Below are 17,917 nucleotides of genomic sequence, written 5' to 3'. Positions count from 1 at the left end.
ACCGGTCAGGACAGCCAGCGCTTGCGCCGGCGATAGTGCTTGACGTCCCGGTAGGAGCGCTTGTCGCCGCCTTCGCCGAGACCGAGATAGAACTCCCGGATATCAGAGTTGTTGGCGAGCTGCTGGGCCGGGCCTTCCATCACGATCGAGCCGTTTTCCATGACATAGCCATGGTCGGCGATGGACAGCGCCAGATTGGCGTTCTGCTCCACCAGCAGGATGGTCACGCCGGCTTCCTCGCGCATGCGCTGGATGATGCCGAAGATCTCCTCGATGATCAGCGGCGCCAGACCGAGCGACGGCTCGTCGAGCATGATCACCTTCGGGTCCGACATCAGCGCGCGGCCGATGGCGAGCATCTGCTGCTCGCCGCCCGACAGGTAGCCGGCCTCGCCGGAGCGGCGTTCCTTCAGACGCGGGAAGAAGGTGTAGACCTGATCGATCTTCTCCCGGACGAGGGACGTGCTGGGAACGATATGCGCCCCGGCCATCAGATTGTCCTCGACCGAGAGGTGGGTGAAGATCCGGCGCCCTTCGAAGACCTGGACGATGCCCTTCTGCACGGTCTCGTGCGGGGCCAGCCTGTCGATGCGCTCGCCCTCGAACTCGATGGAGCCTCGGGTGACGTTGCCCCGTTCGGGCTTCAGCAGGCCGGAGATCGATTTCAGCGTGGTGGTCTTGCCGGCGCCGTTGGCGCCCAGGATCGTCGTGATCGATCCCTGTTTCACGTCGATCGAGATGCCCTTCAGCACCAGGATCACGTTGTCATAGACGACTTCGATGTTGTTGATGGCGAGCATGACCGACCTTCTTGGAAAATTTTCTAAGACCGGGCCGGTCACTCTGGACCGGCCCGGAAATACGCGATGACGACGCTTACTGCGCCTTCATCTTCGCGGCTTCTTCCTCGATCATCTCGAAGACGACCTCGCGATAGCCCTTGAACCAGTCGGTCTTCGGCGCGAAACCGTCCTTGGTGACCGTGAAGATGCGGACCCAGCCGCCGCCCTCATGGTCGCCGCCGGCCAGGTTCAGCGGGGGTACAAGGCCGCCCAGCGAGAAGTCCTTGATGGCGCGCATGCCGTCACGAACCTGGGTGCCGGTGATGTCGGCGTTGCCGCCGTTTGCTTCCACGGCATTGCGGATGGCCTCGACATGCAGAGCGCTGATCAGCAGGCCGCGATTGTAGAACACGGTCGACGAGAAGGTCGACGGCGGCTCGCCGCCCTCGGCCTTGTACATCGCCTCGATCTCGCGGCGGATGGGGAAGTCGTCGCCGACACCCGCGAACTGGATGCCATTGTAACCGACGTTTTCTGCATAGCCGCCACCGGCCTCGATGTCCGCCTCGGAGCCGCCCCAGACGAAGGACACGACCTTCTCCAGCGGATAGCCCGAGCGGCGCAGGGCCTGCAACTGAACGGCGGCGCGCGGCCGAACAGGTGGCTGATCACGAAGTCCGCACGGAAACGGCGGGCGATGTCACGGGCCTGGTTGTCCATCTCGATGCCGGGGGCCGGAACCGGGAACTCCTGCAACTGGTAGCCTTCGATCTCGGCCAGCTTGCGGATGACGGGCAGACCTTCACGGCCCGCCGGGTTGTCATAGAACAGGTAGGCGATCTTCTTGCCCTTCAGGTCACCGCCCAGTTCGTCCTTGGCGAACTGAACCGCCGCGCCGGCCTGCGACCAGTAGCTCGCCGCCGACGGGAACAGATAGGGGAAGCTCTCGCCGTCAGCCGAAGCTGCCGTGCCGAAGCCCGGCGACGTGCCCGGTGTCATGTCCTTCTGCAGGTCCGCGGTCAGCGCCTGGGTGATGGGCGTGCCGTAGAGGCCGACGAGGACCGCGCCTTCGGACTTGAAGCGCTGATAGCCTTCGACAGCCGGCGGGACCTTGTACTGATTGTCGATCTCGATCAGCCGGATGGTGTGGCCGTTGATGCCACCCTTGGAGTTGATCAGCTTGACATAGTCCTGGGCGCCGTCGCCGACCGGGTTGCCGACATTGGCGGTGGGGCCGGTGCGGTCGGTCATCTGACCGATCACGATCTCGCCGGCCTGGGCAGCGGAGAACGCCGCTACGGCACCGGCGATGACACCGGCAGCCGTCAGGGTCTTGAAGAGACGTTTCATGTGGTTCTACCTCCCTTTGGTATTTCCGCCTGTCTCTCTTGCGGCGGATGTAACCGAGCCTAGTACGAGAACGGCCAGACCCGGAAATAGTTGCGGATATTGAGCCAGAGACGGTTGAGTCCGTCCGGCTCCACGACCAGGAAGAACATGATCAGGCCGCCGAAGAGGACGAGCCTGAGATGCGACTTCAGGGCCGAGAGCACGCCCTGATCGTCGATCAGAAGCGGTCCAACAGATGACATGAACAGGTCGATGACGATCGGCAGCAGCGTCACGAAAGCCGCGCCGAAGATGGCGCCGAGCACCGAACCCATGCCGCCGATGATGACCATGGCCAGATAGTCGATGGAAATCAGCAGCGGGAAGAACTCGTTGTTCGCCACACCGGAGTAGTAGGTGTAGAGCACGCCCGCCACGCCCGCATAGAAGGACGAGATGGCGAATGCCGTCAGCTTGTAGCGCCGCACGTTGATGCCGATGATCTCGGCCGCGATGTCCTGGTCGCGGATGGCCACGAAGGCACGTCCGACCCGGCTTCTCGCGATGTTCAGGGACGCGACGATCGCGATCGTCACCACCACCAGAATGAACATGTAGAGTTCGACCTGCGTATCCAGCTGTTCACCGAACACGGTAGGCCGAGGCACCTGAATGGAAGCTGACGCGCCGCCCGAGATCGCAGGCGTGTGAATGATGAACCAGTCGATGATGAACTGGGCGGCGAGGGTGGAGATCGCCAGGTAGAGGCCCTTGATGCGCACCGAAGGGAACCCGACGATGATGCCGATCATCGCCGCCATCAGGCCGCCCGCGGGCAACGTGATGTAGAACGGCAGGTCCAGCCGCGTCGCCAGATTGGCGGCGGTGTAGGCGCCGATCGACATGAAGGCCGCGTGACCGATCGAGATCTGACCGGTCAGCCCCAGCAGGATGTTGAGCCCCAGCGCACCGACGATGGCGATGCCGACCAGGTTCAGCATCGTCACGTAATAATCCTGCACGAACAGCGGCACGATCACGAAGAAGATGATCGCGATCGCTGCCACCGTCAGCCGGGCGATCGGCAGCGGGTAGAGCGCGAAGTCGGCGGCGTATGTGCTCTTGTAGTAGCCGCTCTCTCGATGAAACATCGGCTCAGACCCTCTCGATGATGACCTTGCCGTACAGGCCGTACGGACGGAAGAACAGGACGATGATCATCAGCAGGTAGGGCAGGAAGTCCTTGGTGCCGCCGCCCTCGAACGGGAAGAACTCCCGGAACCAGGGCTGGGTCATGGCCGGATCGATATAGGTGCCGCCCCAGGCTTCGATGACGCCGACGATGATGCCGCCGACGATGCAGCCCTTGATCAATTCAAGGCCGCCCAGGATCACCACCGGGAACACCTTCAGGCCGACCACGGCCAGCGTGTTGTCGACGCCGATGGCGCTGCCCCAGAGCAGACCGCCCAGCACGGCCACGACGCCGGCCATGGACCATGCGAGCACGAAGTAGCGCTCCACATTGATACCCATCGCCATCGAGACCTGATGGTTGTCGGCCACCGCCCTCAGCGCCACGCCCTTGCGCGACTTGACGAAGAACCAGGCGAAGCCGGAGAAGAAGATGATCGCGACTGCTGCCCCGACCACGTTGACCGGGGTCAGGTAGATCTCGCCGATGATGATCGGATCGTTCGGGATGCCGATATCCAGCGCCCGCGTCGCCGATCCGAAGATCATCGGGAACAGGCCCTCCAGGAAGGCGGCAAGACCGATGGTGGCCATGATGATGGCGACGACCGGCCAGGCCGATCATGGGCCTGAGCACGACGCGCTCCAGCGCGACGTTGAAGACGATCATGAACGCCAGGGCGATGAAGAACCCGATGAAGATCGGCACGCCGTAGTCGCCGGCGAGCGCCGCGACCATCATGCCGGAGATCATCACAAACTGGCCCTGGGCGAAGTTGATCGCGTCGGTCGACTTGTAGATGAGCACGAAGCCCAGCGCGACGAGGGCGTACATCAGCCCGATCAACGCGCCGTTGATCGTGGATTCCAGAAAATACCAGACGGCAAACATGTCCACGGTAAACGTTCCTCCCCTAGGCCGCTTCCTGAATGGTCAGGTGCGCTTCCATCGTGGCCTTGCGGCCATCTTCGTATGTGACTTCTGTCTCCAGATCGACTTCGCTGGCGCCGCCGTAGAAGGCTTCGATCACCGGGGCATAGTGCTCGGCGATGTAGCCGCGCCGCAGCTTCCGCGTCCGCGTCACCTCGGCGTCGTCGGCGTCCAGGTCCTTGGCCAGCAGCAGGAAACGCTTGATGCGGCTGACTTCGGGCAAAGACGGGTTGATGCGATTGATCTCTTCGCGGATCAGATCGCGGACTTCCTGCTTCTGGGACAGATCCATGTAGTTCGAATAGGCGATGCCCTGCTTCTCCGCCCAGTTGCCGACCGTGTTGTAGTCGATCGCGATCATGGCACAGACGAAGGGCTTCTCGTGGCCGAAGGACACGGCTTCCGAGATGTAGGGGCTGAACTTCAGCTTGTTCTCGACGAACTGGGGCGCGAAGGGCGAGCCGTCGACAAGTTTGCCGACATCCTTGGCGCGGTCGATGATGATGAGTTCGCCCGAGCTCTCGACGATGCCCGCGTCGCCGGTGCGCAGCCAGCCTTCCGCATCCTTGGCTTCCTCGGTCGCCTGGTCGTTCTTGTAGTAGCCGACGAAGACGGCCGGGCTGCGGACGAGAACCTCGCCATTGTCGGCGATCTTCACCTCGATGCCGGAGCAGGGGCGTCCGACATTGTCCGGCGACGCCTCGTTGTCCTTCTGCAGGGAAACGGTGCCGCAGGCCTCCGTCGAGCCGTAGAGCTGCTTCAGGTTGATGCCGAATGCGCGGAAGAAGCGGAAGGTGTCCGGCCCGAGCGGCGCGCCGCCGACATAGCACCAGCGGGCGCGCCGGAAACCGTACTGGTCGCGGACAGGGCCGTAGACCAGAACCTCGCCCAGCGCCTTCTTGAACTTCAGCCCGAATGGAACCGGCTTCTTCTCGGCCCTCAGGTTCTCGATCTCGACCGCCGCATCCTTGAAGGTGTTGAAGATCCACTTTTTCAGGGGCGGGGCGTCGTTCGCCTTCACCTGGATTTCGGACAGGATCATCTCGAAGTTGCGGGGCGCGGCCACCAGCCCGGTCGCGCCGAGTTCCCGCCCGTCGCGACGGAAGGTTTCCGGCTGCTCCGGACAGTTGGTGGCGCAACCCGCGGCGATGCTCACCGTCGTGGAATAGAGCGCCTCGCCGACCCAGGCCAGCGGCAGGTAGGAGAACAGGTCGTCGGTCTCCCGGACCAACTCATTGTCCAGGAAGATGTTGGCTGCGCTCACCAGATTGCGGTGCGACAGCATCACGCCCTTCGGATTGCCGGTCGTGCCCGAGGTGTAGCACATGAAGGCGATATCGTCGGGCGTCACGGCGTTGGCAGCCGCCTCGAAGGCGGACTGGTCCTGCCCCCGGCCTTCCTCCTGGATTTCCTCGAAGCCGCGGATCGAAGGGTCCCCGTTGCCCGCAAGGCCGCGCGGGTCGTCATAGACGATCAGGTCGACCGTCGGCAGATCGCCGCGGATCGCCAGGATCTTGTCGACCTGTTCCTGGTCCTCGCAGACGATGACCTTCACTTCCGCATTGTTGAGCACGAACTTCAGCTCGTTGGCGATCGCGTCGGCGTAGACCGGGACGGCCGTGCCGCCGAGCGAGATCGCCGCCATTTCTGCCCAGTAAAGCCGCGGCAGGTTGGTGCCGGCGACGCAGAGCTTGTCGCCGGGACCGAAGCCGTGCGCCTTCAACCCGAGCGCGAATTCGCGAACGTTCTGCAGATAGTCCGACCAGGTGTAGGTCTGCCAGATGCCGAGATTCTTCTCGCGGATCGCCGGCTTCTCACTACGGCTCTTGCCATTGTTCAGCAGCAGCTTGGGCAGGGTGTCCAGTTCAGCCATTCCTCGCCGACCTCCCTTAGTCCGACGTGCCGAGATAGGCCTGGATCACGGCCGGATCGGCCTGAACCTGGGCCGGCGTGCCCTCGGCGATCTTCTCGCCCTGGTCCAGCACGGCGACGTGGTCGGAGATGTCCATGACAACGCCCATGTCGTGCTCGATCAGGATGATCGTTGTGCCCAGCTCCTCGTTCACGTCGAGGACATAACGGGCCATGTCTTCTTTCTCTTCCTGGTTCATGCCCGCCATCGGCTCGTCGAGCAGCAGCAGTTCAGGTTCGAGCGCAAGCGCCCGGCCCAGCTCGACCCGCTTCTGGAAACCGTAGGCCAGCGCGCCCGTCGACTGCTTGCGCAGATCGTTCAGCTTCAGAAAGTCGATGATCTCCTCGCAGCGGACGCGATGCCGGATCTCTTCCTTCTGCGCCGGTCCCCAGTAGAGGAAGGAAGACAGCACGCCCGCCTTCATCCGGACATGCCGGCCGAGCATCAGGTTCTCCAGCACATTCAGCCCCCTGAAGAGGGCGATGTTCTGGAACGTCCGGGCGATACCGATTTCGGCGCGCTCGTTCGGGCGCAGGTCGTTGATGCGCCGTCCCTGATAGGTGATGCTTCCGGTGTCGGGGGTGTAGAAGCCGCTGATCATGTTGACCAGCGACGTCTTGCCCGCGCCGTTCGGTCCGATGATCGAGAAGATCGAGCCCTTCGGCACATCGATCGACACGTCCGCGACGGCGCGCACGCCGCCGAAGTATTTGGACACGCCCTCGACCTCTAGAATGACGTCACGTGACGCCGATGCCTCTTGCACGGCAGCCATCGTCCTCCCCATTGCGATGTTCATTCTTGTCGTTGGAGCAGAGACTACCAGCGGGTAGAGACAGAATCCAAGCGGCTAAATGTTAATATGTCGCAGATGCTTGCGGGGCGCTCAGACGAGGCGGCTTTCCGGCAGGAGCAGCGTGGCCGTCGTGCCTTCGCCGATAGCGCTCTCCAGTACCACACGCCCGCCATGCAGTTCGGCGAGCGATCGGGAGAGGGGCAAACCGAGGCCCGTGCCCTCGAATCGGCGGGACAGACCGGTATGCCCCTGGGCGAAGGCGCTGAACATCTCCTCGATCATGCCGGGTGGCATGCCGATGCCGTTGTCGGCAATCGAGATGGCGAGGAAACCATCCCGGCGTCTGCAGGCGATACGTATCTCGCCATTCTCGCCGGTGAACTTCACCGCGTTGGACAGCAGGTTGAGCAGGATCTGCTTGACCAGCCGCTCGTCGGCGAAGAGCGCCTGCGAGGGATCTTCCGGGTATTCGACGTCGAGCCGGATCCGCTTGCCGATGGCGCGGTCGCGGACAAGCCGGATGGTTGCGTCGATCGCCTGCCGGATCTCGAACTCCGCCTCCGCGATGTCGAACTGGCCGGCCTCCGCCTTCGACAGATCGAGAATGTCGTTGATGACGGATAGCAGGTGCCGCCCGCTTTCGAAGATGTCGGCGACATAGTCCCGGTATCGCGGGTCGCCCATAGGTCCGAACATCTCGGTCTGCAGGATCTCGGCGAATCCGATGATGGCGTTCAGGGGCGTGCGGAGCTCGTGGCTCATGTTCGCCAGGAACTCGGATTTGGAGCGGTTGGCGATTTCCGCGTCTTCCTTGGCCCGGCGCAGCGCCTGTTCGGCGGCGTGCCGGGCGGTGACGTCGCGGACAAGCAGCTGGGCGGCAGGCGCCCCGTCGAACTCGATGATGGAGGTCTCGGTCTCCATCTCGAACGGATCGCCGTTCATCCGGACGGCACGGTAGATCCTCGATCCGCGATGGCTGCCGATCCCTTCGGCCATCATCTCCCGGACCTGAGCGTCGATCTTCTGCAGGTCGTCCGGATGGACCAGATGCGTCGGCCGCGCGCCCATCAGAGCCGCAAGGGACGGTGCGCCGAACGTGATCACGCTCTGGTCGTTGGCGTAGAGCACCCGGTTGTTGCGGTGGACCAGAATGGCGTCGGGACTGTTCTCGACCAGCAGCCGGTAGCGTCGTTCGCGTTCCTCCAGCTTTTCCATCACGCGATGCAGTTCGGTGATGTCGGCAAGGGTCACGATCGCGCCGCCGCCGGGCAGGGGCAGGTTCTCGATGTCCAGCACGGTGCCGTTCGGACGCCGGCGTTCATAGCGGAGCGGCTGCAGCGTCTTCATCAGCGCAATCTTGTCGAGAATGCGCTGCTGCTCTGCAGGCGGCCCGAAGTCGTTGCGGTCGGCGTTGTAGCCGACAATGTCGTCATAGGCGACGCCCTCGCGGACGAAGCCCTCGGGCATGTCCAGCAATTCGCTGTAACGCCGGTTCGCCATGCGGACCCGGAAGTCGCTGTCCAGAACGCAGATACCCTGCTTCAGGTTGGCGAATATCGACGACATCAGCGTGGTCTGGGCGCGGAGCTCGGCGTCCCGGCGCTTCCGGTCGGTGATGTCCGTGTAGACGCCGATGGTTCCGAAGCCGTCGATCTTGTGTTCGCTGATGGAATACCAGCGGCCGGTGCTCATCAGGGTTTCGCCGTGGTAGCCGCCGGAACGGTGCGCGGCCATGCGTTGCGCGAGCCAGCCCTCCGGTTCTGCCATCGCATCCGGAATCAGACCGGATGCGATCAACCGCTCCATGATCTCCTCGAACCGGTCGCCGACCCGCATCATCGTCCGGCCGGGATCGAAGAAGTCGAAATAGCGGTCGTTCGCCATGACGCAGCGGTCTTCGGTGTCATAGACCGCGAAGCCTTCATTGGCGGAACGGAGCGTCAGCTCGAGCTGGGACTGGGTGGCCCGCGCCCGTTCCCTGATCTCGACCTGTTCGGTGATGTCGATCCCGGTGCCGCGGTAGCCGATGAAGGTGTCGCCTTCATAGACCGGTCGCCCGCTGATCCTGAACCAGCGGCTGCCGATGGGCGTCGGGCCCTGGTAGACGTAGTTGTCGAACGGCCGCCGGGCTTCCAGATCCGCCAGATGCTGTTTCACATAGTCGGCGTCGGGGGTGGCGCTCATCTCGTCCCGGCGCCGGCCGCGATAACGTTCCGGATGGATTCCGGTGAGTTCGGTCAGCTTCTCCGAGATGAAGGTGAAACGTTGCTCGGCGTCGGTTTCCCAGAACCATTCATCGGCGATGGCCAGGAAATCGCGCAGGCGCTCGGACGTGAGATCTCGCGAGGACGGCGGACCGTCCCCCTGCCAGTTCTCCGACTTGTACGGCTGCGAAACCAATGCCGTCTCCTGCAGCACGTCGCGCCGGAGCCGAAATTGCCCGGACGCACCCTCAGGTAGCTAGACGTGCGTTTTCCTAAACCGATGTTAACGCGCCCGGCGTTCGGCGAGTACCAGATCCTCTATCCGGACCCGCCAGAGAATGAGCGCAAAGTTCAGGACAGAGAATACGACTGCAATCTCCCAGAGCCCGGCCATCAACGGTACCACGGCAATTTCCCCCATGACGACCAGATAGTTCGGATGCCGGTAGAGGCGGTAGGGGCCTCGGCGGACGAGGGGGGCGCCGGGCACGGTCACGATCCGCGTGGTCCAGAACCGGCCCAGGGACGCGATCACCCAGACCCGCAGCAGCTGCAGCACGGCGAACGCGCCGAGCAGCCAGAGGTCGATGTCCCCCTCCGCCGGCACGGTGACGGCCATTGCGACGATCCAGGTTGTGTGCAGCACGACGAAGAACGGGTAGTGGCTGGCCCCGTGTTCCTCGGCGCCTTCGGCCAGCAGCCGGCGTGTGTTGCGGTTCGCGAGCCAGAGTTCGGCCAGCCGCTGGACGATCAGGAAGGCCAGGACCCCGTAGAACGCTGTCATGTCAGATCCATGCTGAGGAAACCTGCGGTAAATCCGGGGCCGAGCGACGACAGCAGCGCCCGTCCGGTCAGGCCATCCCGGATGGCGGCCTCCAGCACGAACATCACCGTCGCGGCCGACATGTTGCCGAAACTGCGAAGCGTCTCACGGGAATGGCGCATCTCCCCGTCATCCAGATCGAAGATTTCCTCAAGCGCATCCAGTACCTTGGCGCCGCCCGGATGGCAGAGGAAATGCCGGTGTTCGGCCAGAGTCAGCTCTTCTTCTGCGAGATATCCATCCAGCGCTTCGCGCATCTTCGTGCGGACGTGGTGGGGGATGTCGCGGGAAAACACGACGGCGAGGCCGTCATCGGTCACGTCCCAGCCCATCACGTCCAGCGTTCCGGGCCATGTGTGCTCTCCCGATGCGACGATCGCGCCGTCGCCCTCGATGCCGGTGCCGACCAGGGCCGCTGCGGCGCCATCGCCGAACAGGGCGGTCGCGATCACGTTGCTCTTGGAGAAATCGCGGCTGCGGAAGGTGAGACCGCAGAGTTCCACGACCAGAAAGAGATAGAGACTGCCGGGCCGGCTGGCGGCCATCTGCGCCGCCCTCGCGAGGCCCAGGACACCGCCGGCGCAGCCAAGGCCGAAAACAGGCAGGCGCTGCACGCTGCGGCGGAAACTCATCCGCTCCATCAGCAGGGCGTCGAGACTGGGCGTGGCGATACCCGAGCTGGAGACGGTGACGATGCCGTCAATCTCGTCGATCGAGCGTCCGCATTTGTTGAGCGCGGAAAGTGCCGCCTGTTCAAGTAGTTCGACAGCATTCTTGAGATAGAGCTCATTCCGGGCGCCGAACCCGTGCTGTTCCTGATACCAGGTGATCGGCACGCAGGAGTATCGCGTCTCGATCTCTGCATTCTCGTAGACGGGCCGCAGGCGACCGAAGCTCGGCAGGGAGTCGCCGAACAGCTCACCGGCCCGTTCGGCCACCTCCTTCTGGTGCAGGACGTGCGGCGGGTTGGCGACAGACAGGCCGGCGATCCGGGCGAGCGGCTCTCGTTTTCTCATGGGCGGCCGGCTTCCTCAACTCGTACTGCCGGGTAGTCCGGCCCGACGTTCAACACCGCGCAGACGCCCGCTATTCGAACGAATCGGCGTGAGGGGACTTTTCGGCGCATTGCCCCCCAACCATATGGTATGCGACACAAGCTACAAGCCTGCGATACGTTGCCCGTTGCCGGACCCCGCCTGCCGCCGGCCAGGGAGGCGGACAGACAGCGGAGATCACGCGCCATATGAGTAACAAGTCCCGGCCGGATAAGGTGCTGCGGCGGCGCTCGCCGTTCCAGTCACGGCTGCGAAACTATTTCCTGACAGGCGTCATCGTGACGGCGCCGATCGCGATCACCATCTACTTGACCTGGTCGTTCATCGAGTGGGTGGACGAGGTGGTCATCCCTCTGGTGCCGCTGGCCTACCGGCCGGAGTCCCTGCTGCCATTCTCGGTGCCGGGTCTGGGTGTGGTCGTCGCCGTCATCGGCCTGACCCTGATCGGTGCGCTGACCGCAAATCTGCTGGGCCGGACCATCGTCCGCGCCGGTGAGCGGCTGGTCGATCAGATGCCGGTGATCCGCGGCATCTACAACGTCTTCAAGCAGATCTTCGAGACCCTGCTGAAGGACACCTCGGACTCCTTCAAATACGCCGCGCTTGTCGAATATCCGCGCCGCGATCTCTACACCATCGGCTTCGTCGCCGGGGATACCCGCGGCGAGGTGGTGCGCCAGACGGGCAAGAACCTGGTCAGTGTCTATGTGCCCACGACGCCCAACCCCTCGTCGGGCTTCATCCTGTTCATCCCGCGTGAGGACGTCCTGATCCTCGACATGACCGTCGAGCAGGCGATGAAGTATGTCGTCTCGGTTGGCGTCGTCGTGCCGCCGGATACCAAGGTGACGCCGCTCAACGAGATCGAGAAACAGTTCGAGCAGGACGCCGAGACCCGCCGCCGCTCAGCCTGAGCGCAGATAGCGGATCGCGGAGTCTCTTTCGAACAGGTAGAGCAGGACCCGCAGGGCCGCGCCGCGCGCGCCCTTCAGTTCCGGATCGGTCTCCAGGATCAGGCGGGCATCGTCGGCCAGCGGCATCGAGCAGTTCCTGATCCCGTTCCAGCACCGCCAGCCGCATGGTCGGCAATCCGCTCTGGCGTGTGCCGAGGATTTCGCCTGCGCCGCGCAGCCTGAAATCCTCCTCGGCGATACGGAATCCGTCATCGGTCTCGCGCAGGGTCTTCAGCCGCCGCCGCGCGGTTTCGCCCAGTGGCGGGCGGTAGAGCAGCAGACAGACGCTCTTGCCGGAGCCCGGCCGACCCGTCCGCGGAGCTGATGCAATTGCGCCAGGCCGAAACTCTGGGCTTCCTCGATGACAATGATGGTGGCTTCGGGCACGTCGACGCCGACCTCGACGACCGTCGTGGCGACCAGCACAGATGTCGTCCCGTCGGCGAACGACTGGAGCGCCGCGTCCTTTTCCGCAGGCTTCAGGCGCCCGTGCACCAGACCGACCCGCTCGCCGAAATGCGCCTTCAGTTCCCTGTGACGCGCCTCGACCGCTGTCATCGGGTTCTCTTCGGTTTCCTCGACCAGCGGGCAGATCCAGTAGGCGCGTTCGCCCCTGTCCAGCGCCGCCTGCAGCCGGTCGACGATGTCGGGAATGCGGTCTGCGGGCAGAACTCTTGTGTCCACCGGCTGGCGGCCGGGTGGCCGCTCGTCGATCTGGCTGGCGTCCATGTCGCCATAGGCCGTCAACGCCAGCGTTCGGGGGATCGGCGTCGCGGTCATCACCAGAATGTCCGGTGGGCGCGCCGACTTGGCCGCAAGCATCAGCCGCTGATGCACGCCGAAGCGGTGCTGTTCGTCGATAATGGCAAGGCCGAGATCGCGAAAATCCACGCCTTCCTGAAACAGCGCGTGGGTGCCGACCAGGAGATCGATCCGGCCCTCGATCAGGTCAGAAAGAATGACTTGCCGGTCCGCGCCCTTGTCACGGCCTGTGAGACAGGCGACCTGCAGACCGGACCCTTCGGCCATGTCGGTGAGGGACCGTGCATGTTGCCGGGCCAGCACCTCGGTCGGGGCCATCAGGGCGATCTGCAGGCCAGCCTCGGTCGCGGCGGCGGCGGCGAGCAGCGCAACGACGGTCTTGCCGCTGCCGACATCGCCCTGGACCAGACGGAGCATCCGGTGCGGCGAGGCCATGTCGGCCAGAACCTCGCTCAGCGTGCGCTGCTGCGCGCTGGTCAGGCTGAAGGGCAGGGCGTCCGTGATCCGCGACGCGATGCGGCCATTGCCGGTGACGGAACGGCCGCCCTGGCGCTTCATGCTGCGCCGGACCAGCATCAGGGCGAGCTGGTTTGCCAGTAGTTCGTCATAGGCAAGCCGCTGCCGTGCCGCCCGGTCTTCCGCCGAACCGTCCGCTCCGGTCCTGTGCGCCGTCCGGACCGCGTCGAGCCAGCCGGGAAAGCCCCGGCGCTCAAGCCAGGCTCGATCCTGCCACTCGGGCAGTTCCGGGGCCTGGGCCAGCGCGCGCTCGACCGCCTGGGTCAGGGTCTTGCCGGCCAGTCCGGCCGTCAACGGATAGACCGGTTCGCTGGAGGGTATGGTCTCGCCGGCCGCGGGATCGGCGACGTGGTCCGGATGCGGCATCTGCAACTGCTCGCCATAGCGTTCCAGCTTGCCGGAGATCAGGCGCCGCGCACCCTGCGGGTAGGTCTTCTGCAGCCAGTCCTTGCGAGGATGAAAGAAGATCAGAGCTGCGCTGGCCGTGCCATCGGTGACAATGACGCGGTAGGGCTGGCGTCCGCGACCGGCCCGATGTTCGACGATCTCCACCTCGATGGTGACAACCCGTCCGGGCTCGGCGTCTTCCAGCGCGGGCCGGTAGCTGCGGTCGATCCGGCCTGTCGGCAGCAGCCAGATCAGGTCCAGCGTTCGTGTGACGCCAAGCCGCTCCATCAGCGCCGCCACGCGCGGTCCGACACCGCGCAGGCCGGTGACCGGCTGGAACAGGGGAAAGAGAACCTCGGGACGCATCGGGCATTTATGGTCCCGCCGCGCGCGACGTGGCAAGCCGCCCCCTGACATCGCGGCCCGCGCGCGTTATATCTGCGCGCCTGACCCAGGAACAGGCGAAACCGATGTCCGACAATTCCGAAGCGCTGGAAGTCCGGCGCCGCAAGCTGATGTACCGCTCGAACTACACCGGCACCAAGGAAAGCGACATCATCCTGTCCCGCTTTGCCGAGCGGAACCTGCCGACGTTCAGCGAGCGCCAGATGGATCTCTATGAGCAGATTCTGGGCGCCGGCGACCCGGAGATCGTGAAGTGGGTGGTGCAGCGCAAGCCCGTGCCGCCCGAGTTCGACAACGAGGTCTCCCGCATGCTCGTCCACTTCAAGTTCGACCCGACCGGTCAGTGAGCGTCGCAACTGCCGAGAGGACCGGCGCCGCACTGTCGGCGCCCGGGCGTGTCGTTGTCCAGAACGCGCCCGAAGGCGTGGATGCGCGCTTCATCGCGGCCCTGGCCGGCGATCTTGCCGACGGTGTGGTGGTGGTGGCGCGCGACGACCAGCGCCTCGCGGCCCTGCAGGATCTGCTGAAGTTCTTCGCGCCCGACCTGAAGCCGGTGATTCTACCTGCCTGGGATTGCCTGCCCTATGACCGCTCCTCGCCGAACCGGACCATTCTGTCGGAACGCATGCGGGCCCTGGGCGATCTGGCCGAGAACGGCCTGTCGGGGCGGGTAATGCTGACGACGGTGAATGCCGTCACCCAGCGGTTGTTGCCGCGCGAGGAGGTGAGGGGCGGCGGTTTCCGCGCCCGCGTCGGCAAGCGGCTGGATCAGGACGAACTGATCGCGTACCTCGCCAACCAGGGCTACACGCGGACCGGCACGGTGATGGAACCGGGCGAGTTCGCGGTTCGCGGCGGCCTGATCGACATCTACCCGCCCAACGACCGCAATCCGGTGCGCCTGGACCTGTTCGGCAACGAACTCGACGGTCTCCGCCGCTTCGATGCCATGACCCAGCGGACGCTCCGCAAGATCCGGGGCGTGATGCTCTCGCCGGTCAGCGAACTGGTTCTGGAGACCGACCGCTGCAACCGCTTCCGGGCCCGTTACCGGGAGACCTTCGGCAACCGCGCCGAGGCCGACCCGCTCTATGAAAGCGTTTCCGAAGGGCGGCCGTTCCCGGGCATGGAGCACTGGCTGCCCTTGTTCCATCGCGATCTGGAGACGGTCTTCGATTATGCCGGCGATGCCGCGATCGTGCTGGATCATCTGTCGGAAGACGCGGCCGAACAGCGGTTCCAGGCCATCGCCGACTACTACGCCACGCGCAAGGAAGCCGCCCAGGCCAATCAGGGCGGCGCCGGCGCCGCAGGCGCGCCATACCGGCCACTGCCGCCCGAGATGCTCTATCTCACCAAGGCTGAACTGGCCGAAGCGCTGGGCGGGCACCCGGTCGGCGCGCTGACGCCCTTTGCAGTGACGGACAAGCCTGATCCGGGCGTGATCGATCTTGGCGGCCGGCAGGGCAGGGACTTCGCGAAGGAACGGGCCGTGCCCGGCGCCAATGTCTACGAGGCTCTGGTCCGCCACATCGAGGCCGTGATTGGCGAGGACCGGCGTGTCGTCATGGCGAGCTATTCCGACGGCGCGCGCCAGCGCCTGTCCGGCATGCTGCGCGACAGCGGTGTGCCGGCGCTGGCCGATGTCGGCGATTTCGCCGAGGCGCAGGCCCTGCACGACAAGGTCGTCGGGCTGGCCGTGCTGCCGCTGGAGCACGGATTCGAGGATGGCGGCACAGTCGTCATCTCCGAACAGGATGTGCTGGGCGACCGTCTGGTGCGCAAACGGCGGCAACGCCGACGGTCGGACAACTTCATTGCCAACGCCTCGGATCTGCAGCCGGGCGATCTGGTGGTTCATGCCGACCACGGGATTGGCCGATACGAGGGTCTGGAGACCCTGGACATCAACGGCGCGCCGCATGATTGCCTGCTGCTGACCTATGACGGCGGCGACAAGCTGTATCTGCCGGTCGAGAACATCGAACTGTTGAGCCGCTACGGCTCCGGCGACGGCAGCGAGGCCGTGCTCGACCGCCTCGGGGGCAAGGCGTGGCAGTCGAAGAAGGCGCGTCTGAAGCAGCGCCTGAAGGACATGGCGGAAGCGCTGATCAAGGTGGCCGCGGCGCGGGAACTCGCCGAAGGCCAGCGGCTGGAGGCGCCGGCCGGCGCCTATCACGAATTCTGCGACCGCTTTGCCTTCCAGGAGACCGAGGATCAGGCCCGCGCCATCGGCCAGATGGAAGACGATCTGGCCGCCGGCCGTCCGATGGACCGGCTGGTCTGCGGCGATGTCGGCTTCGGCAAGACCGAGGTGGCGCTGCGCGCGGCCTTCATCGCCGCCATGGAAGGCGTGCAGGTCGCAGTGATCGCACCGACGACGCTTCTGGTTCGTCAGCACTACCGGACATTTGTGGAGCGTTTCCGCGATTTCCCGGTCCGCATCGGGCAGTTGTCGCGGCTCGCGACGCCGAAGGATGCCAAGGCGACGAAGGACGGGCTGAAGGATGGCGGCGTCGATATCGTAATCGGCACCCATGCGCTGCTGAGCAAGACCATCGGCTTCCGCCGTCTCGGCCTGCTGATCGTCGATGAGGAGCAGCATTTCGGCGTCAAGCACAAGGAACGACTGAAGGAACTCAAGGACGGGGTCCACGTGCTGACGCTGACCGCAACGCCGATCCCGCGCACACTGCAACTGGCGCTGACCGGCATCCGGGATCTGTCGATCATTGCGACGCCGCCGGTCGATCGGCTGGCCGTCCGCACCTTCGTCATGCCGTTCGACGAGGTCGTGGTCCGCGAGGCGCTGCTGCGCGAGCATTATCGCGGCGGTCAGAGCTTCTTCGTCTGTCCCCGCATCAGCGACCTGCCGACGGTTGAGGAGTTCCTGCGCGATCACGTGCCGGAGGTGAAGTTCGTCGTCGCGCACGGTCAGATGCCGGTGCGGGATCTGGAAGACGCCATGCACGCCTTCGACGAGGGCCGCTACGATGTGCTGGTGTCGACGAACATCGTCGAATCCGGTCTCGACGTGCCCAACGCCAACACCATGATCCTCTATCGCGCGGACATGTTCGGCCTGGCCCAGACCTATCAGCTGCGTGGGCGGATTGGCCGGTCCAAGACCCGTGCCTACGCCTATCTGACCGTGCCCGCGAACAAGAAGCTGACCGACACCGCCGACCGCCGGCTGCGCGTGCTGCAGACCCTTGATCAACTGGGGGCCGGTTTCTCGCTGGCCAGCCACGATCTCGATATCCGGGGCGCCGGCAACCTGCTGGGTGAGGAGCAGTCGGGTCAGATCCGGGAGGTCGGCGTCGAACTCTACCAGTCCATGCTGGAAGAGGCTGTCGCCGAGGCCCGCGGCACAACCGATGCGGCGAACGATCAGAGCTGGTCGCCGAACATCAACCTCGGCGCGCCGGTGCTGATCCCGGAGCATTATGTGCCGGACCTGTCCGCGCGGCTGGATCTGTACCGCCGCCTGGCCCACGTCGCCGACACCGAAGAGATCGAGGGCATCGCCGCCGAGATGATCGACCGGTTCGGGCCGCTGCCGCACGAGGTCGACAGCCTGTTCGAGGTCATGACGATCAAGCGGCTCTGCCGTACAGCGAACATCGCCAAGCTGGATGCCGGGCCGAAGGGGGCAACGCTGCATTTCCGCGAGAACCGGTTCCCCGATCCGGGCGGGCTGGTGCGCTTCATCTCCGGCCAGTCGGGCACGGCGAAGCTGCGCCCCGATCACACCATGGTCTATCTGAGGAACTGGGACGACGTGCCGGCGCGCGTGAAGGGCGTGCGTATGCTGGTCCGGGGACTGGCGAAGATCGTCGAGGAGGCCGGCGCGGCGGCCTGACGCGGT

The 17,917-nt window shown here is 64.8% G+C and carries 15 protein-coding genes and 1 pseudogene; 4 read left to right on the top strand and 12 right to left on the bottom strand.

Translation table 11 applies throughout. The features are described from left to right. Positions 1-5: 5 nt before the first annotated feature. From ACMVY4_RS15955 to ACMVY4_RS15935, 5 genes and pseudogenes are all read right to left on the bottom strand, one after another. Positions 6-800 (bottom strand): ABC transporter ATP-binding protein, encoded by a 795-nt coding sequence (locus ACMVY4_RS15955; RefSeq protein WP_416896990.1) that lies wholly within the window; start codon positions 798-800, stop codon positions 6-8. Between the two features lie 76 nt (positions 801-876). After that, positions 877-1,416: a hypothetical protein gene (locus tag ACMVY4_RS15950; protein WP_416900388.1), complete on the bottom strand. Its 540-nt coding sequence runs from the start codon at positions 1,414-1,416 to the stop codon at positions 877-879. Between the two features lie 77 nt (positions 1,417-1,493). Further along, a pseudogene (locus tag ACMVY4_RS15945) lies at positions 1,494-2,033 on the bottom strand (ABC transporter substrate-binding protein); the annotation flags it as partial. A 158-nt stretch (positions 2,034-2,191) separates the two neighbouring features. Then, positions 2,192-3,262, bottom strand: coding sequence for a branched-chain amino acid ABC transporter permease (locus tag ACMVY4_RS15940; RefSeq protein WP_416896989.1), 1,071 nt, complete (start codon positions 3,260-3,262; stop codon positions 2,192-2,194). A gap of 4 nt (positions 3,263-3,266) precedes the next feature. Continuing rightward, on the bottom strand, positions 3,267-3,899 hold the full coding sequence (locus ACMVY4_RS15935; RefSeq protein ID WP_416896988.1) for a branched-chain amino acid ABC transporter permease: 633 nt from the start codon (positions 3,897-3,899) through the stop codon (positions 3,267-3,269). On the opposite strand from ACMVY4_RS15935, the gene ACMVY4_RS15930 reads away from it, so the two are divergent. Continuing rightward, positions 3,889-4,284 (top strand): hypothetical protein, encoded by a 396-nt coding sequence (locus ACMVY4_RS15930; protein ID WP_416896987.1) that lies wholly within the window; start codon positions 3,889-3,891, stop codon positions 4,282-4,284. The two genes, ACMVY4_RS15935 and ACMVY4_RS15930, sit on opposite strands and share 11 nt — an antisense overlap. Here the strand turns inward: ACMVY4_RS15930 and ACMVY4_RS15925 are convergent. The 5 genes from ACMVY4_RS15925 to ACMVY4_RS15905 all read right to left on the bottom strand — a co-directional run bounded on the left by ACMVY4_RS15925 (position 4,220) and on the right by ACMVY4_RS15905 (position 10,987). After that, positions 4,220-6,109, bottom strand: a complete 1,890-nt coding sequence (locus ACMVY4_RS15925) for an AMP-dependent synthetase/ligase (RefSeq protein ID WP_416896986.1) — start codon at positions 6,107-6,109, stop codon at positions 4,220-4,222. The two genes, ACMVY4_RS15930 and ACMVY4_RS15925, sit on opposite strands and share 65 nt — an antisense overlap. Positions 6,110-6,125: 16 nt before the next feature. Beyond that, entirely contained in the window at positions 6,126-6,923 is a 798-nt protein-coding gene (locus tag ACMVY4_RS15920; protein ID WP_416896985.1) for an ABC transporter ATP-binding protein, read from the bottom strand. Between the two features lie 111 nt (positions 6,924-7,034). Then, positions 7,035-9,344, bottom strand: a complete 2,310-nt coding sequence (locus ACMVY4_RS15915; RefSeq protein WP_416896984.1) for a PAS-domain containing protein — start codon at positions 9,342-9,344, stop codon at positions 7,035-7,037. A gap of 87 nt (positions 9,345-9,431) precedes the next feature. Further along, the gene (locus tag ACMVY4_RS15910; RefSeq protein ID WP_416896983.1) at positions 9,432-9,932 is read right to left on the bottom strand and encodes an isoprenylcysteine carboxyl methyltransferase family protein; all 501 of its coding nucleotides are present in this window, start codon (positions 9,930-9,932) and stop codon (positions 9,432-9,434) included. Further along, on the bottom strand, positions 9,929-10,987 hold the full coding sequence (locus ACMVY4_RS15905; RefSeq protein WP_416896982.1) for a type III polyketide synthase: 1,059 nt from the start codon (positions 10,985-10,987) through the stop codon (positions 9,929-9,931). Before ACMVY4_RS15905 ends, ACMVY4_RS15910 begins: the two co-directional genes overlap by 4 nt. Before the next feature lie 227 nt (positions 10,988-11,214). On the opposite strand from ACMVY4_RS15905, the gene ACMVY4_RS15900 reads away from it, so the two are divergent. Continuing rightward, complete coding sequence (locus ACMVY4_RS15900) at positions 11,215-11,940, top strand: DUF502 domain-containing protein (protein ID WP_416896981.1); 726 nt, start codon at positions 11,215-11,217, stop codon at positions 11,938-11,940. Here the strand turns inward: ACMVY4_RS15900 and ACMVY4_RS15895 are convergent. Together ACMVY4_RS15895 and recG are read right to left on the bottom strand one after the other, a co-directional pair. Beyond that, entirely contained in the window at positions 11,932-12,066 is a 135-nt protein-coding gene (locus ACMVY4_RS15895; RefSeq protein WP_416896980.1) for a hypothetical protein, read from the bottom strand. The genes ACMVY4_RS15900 and ACMVY4_RS15895 overlap by 9 nt on opposite strands. A 144-nt stretch (positions 12,067-12,210) precedes the next feature. Beyond that, positions 12,211-14,010 carry an ATP-dependent DNA helicase RecG gene (gene recG / locus ACMVY4_RS15890; RefSeq protein WP_416896979.1) on the bottom strand — a complete coding sequence of 600 codons (1,800 nt, stop codon included), beginning with the start codon at positions 14,008-14,010 and terminating at the stop codon, positions 12,211-12,213. A gap of 104 nt (positions 14,011-14,114) precedes the next feature. On the opposite strand from recG, the gene ACMVY4_RS15885 reads away from it, so the two are divergent. Then, entirely contained in the window at positions 14,115-14,396 is a 282-nt protein-coding gene (locus ACMVY4_RS15885; protein WP_416896978.1) for a succinate dehydrogenase assembly factor 2, read from the top strand. After that, the gene (gene mfd, locus ACMVY4_RS15880) at positions 14,393-17,911 is read left to right on the top strand and encodes a transcription-repair coupling factor (protein WP_416896977.1); all 3,519 of its coding nucleotides are present in this window, start codon (positions 14,393-14,395) and stop codon (positions 17,909-17,911) included. The genes ACMVY4_RS15885 and mfd overlap by 4 nt, the downstream gene beginning before the upstream one ends. Positions 17,912-17,917 lie beyond the last annotated feature (6 nt).

Source organism: Minwuia sp. (assembly GCF_048007105.1).
GTDB lineage: Bacteria > Pseudomonadota > Alphaproteobacteria > Minwuiales > Minwuiaceae > Minwuia.
The sequence above is the reverse complement of the archived record's forward strand: the minus strand, read 5'-3'. Positions and strand labels throughout refer to the sequence as shown.